This window comes from Aeromicrobium sp. (assembly GCF_014378035.1).
GTDB lineage: Bacteria > Actinomycetota > Actinomycetes > Propionibacteriales > Nocardioidaceae > Aeromicrobium.
Window position 1 is genome coordinate 1 of record NZ_JACMOM010000025.1, and the last position, 5,192, is coordinate 5,192.

The window sequence follows — 5,192 nt, forward strand, 5'->3', positions numbered from 1 at the left end:
ACAGTGCGGTGCCAGTGATCACGGCATCACGATCGCGGCGATCACCGAGTCTGGCGGTGGGTTGAAACGATGGCTGGATTCGTACCCGATTCAGACGCCGGCCCCCTTCTCGTGGGCGTATATGTGGCACATGATTTTCGTGGCAGCACGTCGGGTCTTTCCCCTCTCTGTCAACCCTGGGTGAGGCAGAATCGAGCTTCCAGGATGCTCTTCGACGAAACGACGTTGCCGGGTCGGACGGGCTGCTGCAAGAGGACGTTCGCTTTGTGCGTGCGGACGGACGGACTATCGACAAAGGGACGGACCTGGCCCGGGTCCTTCGCGTTCTCCAAGGTTTCGGAGCTGCGCCGCGAGGTGCAGGTGATCGGCCAGGTGGGCCTGACGCTTGTCAGGCTCCATCTTGTCGGCAGCGCGCGCGGCGCACCGCTTGATGCCGTCCTCGCTTACACGCGCACGTGGAGTCGGTGAGGTTGTTCGTGGATCATTGTTGCGGCCCATGGCTCTGCAGCCCAGCGCGGGCGTGGTGTGGAAGCTTACGGACGTCTTTGTCTGGGGTGTTTGTGTCCCGGAGGTTGTCTCTCAACCAGAGCGAGCATGCGGCCGCCGCCATGGGCCGCGCATAGAGGTAGCCTTGCGCCGAGTTCGTGCCGATCCCCTCCAGGAAGTGCTGCTGGTCGACTCCTTCGACTCCCTCGGCAACGGTCTGGATGCCGAGCTCGGCGCTCATTTGGACGATTGCGCTGATGACGGTGCGGTCCACCACGTTCGTGAGCGCGCCCGCGACGAAACTCATGTCCAGCTTGATGATGTTCACTGGCAGGGACCGCAAGGTGGTCAGGGATGAGTATCCCGTTCCGAAGTCGTCGACGGCGATCTTGACGCCGTGCGCGGCGAGCGACCTGAGCCGTTCGATGGCCACCGGGGCATCCAGGATGACGGTTTCGGTTAGTTCGAGGACGAGCCTGGCTGCGGGTAGTCCCGTGACGGCGAGACAGTCGAGGACGGTGTCGATGAAGAAGTCGTGATCGAGGTCCCTGGCGGACACGTTAACGTGTACGTCCAGCGGAATGCCGGGGTGGGCGTCCTGCCAGGCGGCGGCATCCGCGCAGGCCTGCCGAAGGACGAAGGCTCCGATGTCGACGATGGCACCGGTCCGCTCCGCGATCTCGATGAAGTGCCCCGGCAACAGCAAACCGCGCTCGGGATGCTGCCACCGCACCAGGGCCTCGACGCCGGTGCACTCGATGCCCGGCAACGACACAATCGGCTGGTAATGGACGACGAGTTCGCCGGCCGCCGCCGCCGCCGCGAGCTGCCATTCAAACGTGAGGCGGGGCGCATCGACCTGCAGGAGCCCGCGGTGATAGACCTGCACTTGGCCTTTCCCGTTCGCCTTGGCCGCATACATGGCGACATCGGCCTGGTGCACGAGTTCATCGATGTCGATTCCTGGCGTCGCGGTCGCGATACCGACGCTGGCCCCCACCCGGGCGATACGTCCGCCGATGACCATGGGCACCGTCAAGGCGCTGACCATCCGCTGTGCCACCTCCGTCGCAGTCGCGTTGGTTGCGCCATGCAATACGACAGCGAACTCGTCCCCACCCAGACGCGCACACACATCCGCGGGGCGAATGCACTCGCGCAGCCGCGCCGCGACCTCGACCAGCACCGCGTCACCCCCGCGATGGCCCAGGACATCATTGACGTCCTTAAAGTCGTCCAGGTCCAGGAAGAGGACGTGCAATCCGTCGGAACCTGTGCGCAGGCCGATCCCGGAGGTGAGCTTGGCGGTGAAAGAGGCTCGGTTGTCCAGCCCGGTTAGGGAGTCGAATTGCGCCTGCACCGTGAGCTGTTGATGCACGTCGCTGTTGCGCAGGGCCAGTGCCACCTGGTTGATCAGGTCACGAACGGACAGGAGAGCGTCAGACGGAATCTTTTTGGGCGCACCCACGAGCATCCATGAGTCTTCACGCATCGCTCGCAAGCTAATACACGTCCAGTTGAGTGTGGCCCCGGCCGCAGCGTCGAGTGGTGCCGGGTCAAGCACCTGGGCCTCGCCCGGATCCGCGGTGGTCGAGATGACCGTTCCCGGAAATATGCCCGGAACAACAAGGAAGCTGCCGGCTGCTCCCTCGACCCGGAGATCCGAGCCATCCCGAACGGCCTTGAGCAGGCGTAATCCGGGCGTTGCCGCGCAAATTTCGGTGCAGGCATTCCACGCGAGCACCCGGATCGGTACCGAGTCCGTAAGACCCAGCAGCTGTGAACCCGTTGCCGCGAGTGCCGTGTCCCGCCTGGTGCCCTGCTCGCGGGCGAGCAACCCGGCTCCGAGCTGGCGGGCGATGAAGACGGCGAGAAACAGCACAGGGAAGGATTCGAACAGACCGTCGGTCGGCGGAATCGCCGCGTGGAAGGGGACCAACGGCCACAGCGGCACCGTGACGGACAGCGCAGCGGCCATGAGGGTGCAGCGCAGCAGTGAACGCCAGGTCGAGCCATACATGGCCCGAAACCACACAGCGGTGAACACGTAGGCGACCACCGACGTCGGCGAAGGACTGGCCAGACCGAAAGCGATGATCACGACAGTGTCCAAAAGATCCAGCCAGAGGGGCACTCGGCGGTTCACGTAGACATGTATGCAGGACCCGACCAGTACCACAGTGCCGGTCAGCAGCATGAGCTCCCGAACCGGGTTCTCCTGGGCCGTCACTAGTGCCGCCGGCACGGACAGCAGCAGAGAAACCACCGCCAGAGCCGCGAACGACCACCTCGTGCTCTCGGTAATGCCGCCCGGTCGCCGCCGCAGTCCTCGCAGGCCCACCCGATACGCTGATCTGCCAGCTGAAGCCCTCATCTGAGGCCGATCCTGTCTATTCGGTGGGCCAGTGGATCCGAGGGCTCCCTTTCTTTGCGACCCCGGCTCACGTCGGGTGTGCCAGGTGCGATGGACGCAACAAAGCGTCCCTCAGCCGTTCTGTTGATCAAGTGATCTCCTGACCGTAGCAGTCCGGGGTTTGCATCGGATCCCCTCGCCGCACATCACACGCTCCGTGCCTCCGCGCGCTTCGATGGTCTTGAACCCGAATGGCGGACACCTCCCAAGAGAGAATGTGGAGGGCCTCTGGGAGTTCGAGGCAGTCAACAGTCGACGTTCGTCTCGAATCCGCCGTGGCCGTCGATCAAACCCTGGGCGTATTCGGGAACGGCTCCGTCGAGCCCGATCGATGGGGCTCAAAGGGGAACTGGTGCGGATGCCCAGTCCACGACGTCAGTGCCAGCGCGTTGAGAACAATCCATCCGAGCGACAGTAACGAGTGGCGCCGTTGGGCGCAGGGTGAGACGCAACGTGGCTCACGGCACTCCTCAAAGAGGGTTTGAGGTCACCACGGTGTCCGAGGCTGGTCGGGGCGCGGGTGCTCGGGAATCCGCCGCGAGTCTTGAGGTCAGCTCGATTTGAAGGCCGCTTTGGCGGGTCCCTCTTGTCGGCTAGCGAACCACTCATCCAGCTGTGCTGCGGGGACTGGTCGAGACATGAAGAATCCCTGTGCGGCGTCGCAGCCGAAAACGGCCAAATCCGAGTAGGCAGCACTGTTCTCGACGCCTTCAGCGACCATGCGCAGGCCGAGACTATGGGCAAGATCAATGGTTGAGACGACCAGCGCTGTCGCTCGGGGGTTGCCGGCCATGGGCATGACAAATGATTTGTCGAGTTTGCGTTTCCGGGGTCACTGCGCGACAAGCTCGTGGGCGCGATTCTCGACGGAACGAAAACATCAACGACCTCAATGGTCATGGAATACGAGGTCGAGGACGAGGCATTCCCTCGGACGGGCACACGACAAGTCGTCGTCGATTCATTTAATAGGGCTGTTGCGGTGATTGAGACCATGGACGTTCAACGAGTTCGGCTGGGCGCTGTTCCTTGGGAGCACGCGCGAGATGAGGGCGAGGGGTACTCATCGGTTTCCGAGTGGCGCGTGGGGCATGAGCACTTCTGGCACAGTGCTGAGATGCGCATTTGTCTCGGATGCCACATTCACGGTGAACGATGGCACTCGTGTGGTCCTGGAGCGGTTCCGTCTCGTTACTGTGCTCTAGAAGTTTCGGTGGCCATGATGCAGACCGACCGAACCGTGAAAGATTCCCAGCCTGCCTCAAAGAGACGCGTCTACCAATGGGCCGGTTAGCCAGCGTTCGACATCCTTAGGCGACCGGAGCCGCACGATGACCAGATCGGGGGTTTCGCGCTCTACCTGCGGGATGCTTGTGCGGCAGCTCTTGCGGGTCGCGATGGCCCAGCGCACGATGTGCTATCGGTCGGTGAAGACAGTGCGTAGAGGCGGCTCCACGTTGCCGTTCCACAGCGCTTCTCGGAGGAATCGGCGACGGAGAGTGCGCCGAACTACGCGAGCGAAGGTCACCGGGAATGGCAGGTCGAGCCAGACGAGCAAGTCTGCGCGGCGCGCCAGCAGGCCACGCGCGGACGGGTATTGCCACTCCGTGGTCCACGCATCCTCGCTCGTGAACCTGTTGACGTCCTGGAGAAAATTTTCCCGTGGCGCCCAGCCGGGGCCGTGATAGAGCGAGTCGATCTCGGTGTGCTGTCCGCCGGTGATCGCTGCGATCCGTGACGCGAGCGTCGACTTTCCTACGCCGGAGACGCCGGCGACGAGTACACGGCGAAGGCGAGGCGGAAGCGAGTCTTGTGCGCACAACACCTGTTGAGCGTAAACCTTCAAGGCCAACCCGATCCGATCCGGAGCTGTGGACGCTCAAGGTTGCGCCAATGGGCAGTGTTCGGTAGTCGATCAATCATTCCCACGGCCGCCCCGTCTGGTGGCCAGCGACCGTGCCCGACTTCGCGCGAGCGGAAGTTCGTGGCGGGGTTGCCCCTGTAGAGTTCAACAGGCACCACGCAGTCGCTCCAGTCCTGCGCCGGAAGGCCGTAGGGGGAGTTATTGACCGGGACTAACCCGATGACGGGTAGGGCAGTAGCCGACGACCGGGGCGCGGTGCTCGTCGTCGATGACGACGAGATGATCGTGGGCCTGGTCGCGCAAGGGCTCCTCGCAGCCGGCTACCGCGTCACGACGGCCTCCAGCGGCGCCGAGGCCCTGGAGAGACTGGCCGAGGCGGTCCCGGACGTCGTCGTCTCCGACGTCAACATGCCGGACATGGACGGCTTC

5 protein-coding genes and 1 pseudogene are annotated in these 5,192 nt (G+C 63.7%); 3 read left to right on the forward strand and 3 right to left on the reverse strand.

The window, feature by feature from the left end:
* A partial coding sequence (locus tag H7290_RS01590) for a hypothetical protein (RefSeq protein WP_290512265.1) occupies positions 1-184 on the forward strand: 184 nt, incomplete at its 5' end.
* 297 nt (positions 185-481) lie between these two features.
* Here the strand turns inward: H7290_RS01590 and H7290_RS01595 are convergent.
* Both H7290_RS01595 and H7290_RS21225 read right to left on the reverse strand, forming a co-directional pair.
* Positions 482-2,752 (reverse strand): EAL domain-containing protein, encoded by a 2,271-nt coding sequence (locus tag H7290_RS01595; RefSeq protein ID WP_290512266.1) that lies wholly within the window; start codon positions 2,750-2,752, stop codon positions 482-484.
* Positions 2,753-3,449: 697 nt separating this feature from the next.
* Positions 3,450-3,707, reverse strand: a pseudogene (locus tag H7290_RS21225) (EAL domain-containing protein); the annotation flags it as partial.
* A 27-nt stretch (positions 3,708-3,734) separates the two neighbouring features.
* On the opposite strand from H7290_RS21225, the gene H7290_RS21230 reads away from it, so the two are divergent.
* Positions 3,735-4,193 carry an ASCH domain-containing protein gene (locus H7290_RS21230; RefSeq protein WP_366927584.1) on the forward strand — a complete coding sequence of 153 codons (459 nt, stop codon included), beginning with the start codon at positions 3,735-3,737 and terminating at the stop codon, positions 4,191-4,193.
* 123 nt (positions 4,194-4,316) lie between these two features.
* Here H7290_RS21230 and H7290_RS01600 read toward each other — a convergent pair whose 3' ends face one another.
* Positions 4,317-4,724 carry an AAA family ATPase gene (locus tag H7290_RS01600; RefSeq protein WP_290512267.1) on the reverse strand — a complete coding sequence of 136 codons (408 nt, stop codon included), beginning with the start codon at positions 4,722-4,724 and terminating at the stop codon, positions 4,317-4,319.
* A gap of 258 nt (positions 4,725-4,982) precedes the next feature.
* Here H7290_RS01600 and H7290_RS01605 point away from each other — a divergent pair.
* The coding region (locus H7290_RS01605) for a response regulator (protein ID WP_290512268.1) at positions 4,983-5,192 on the forward strand (210 nt) is incomplete at its 3' end.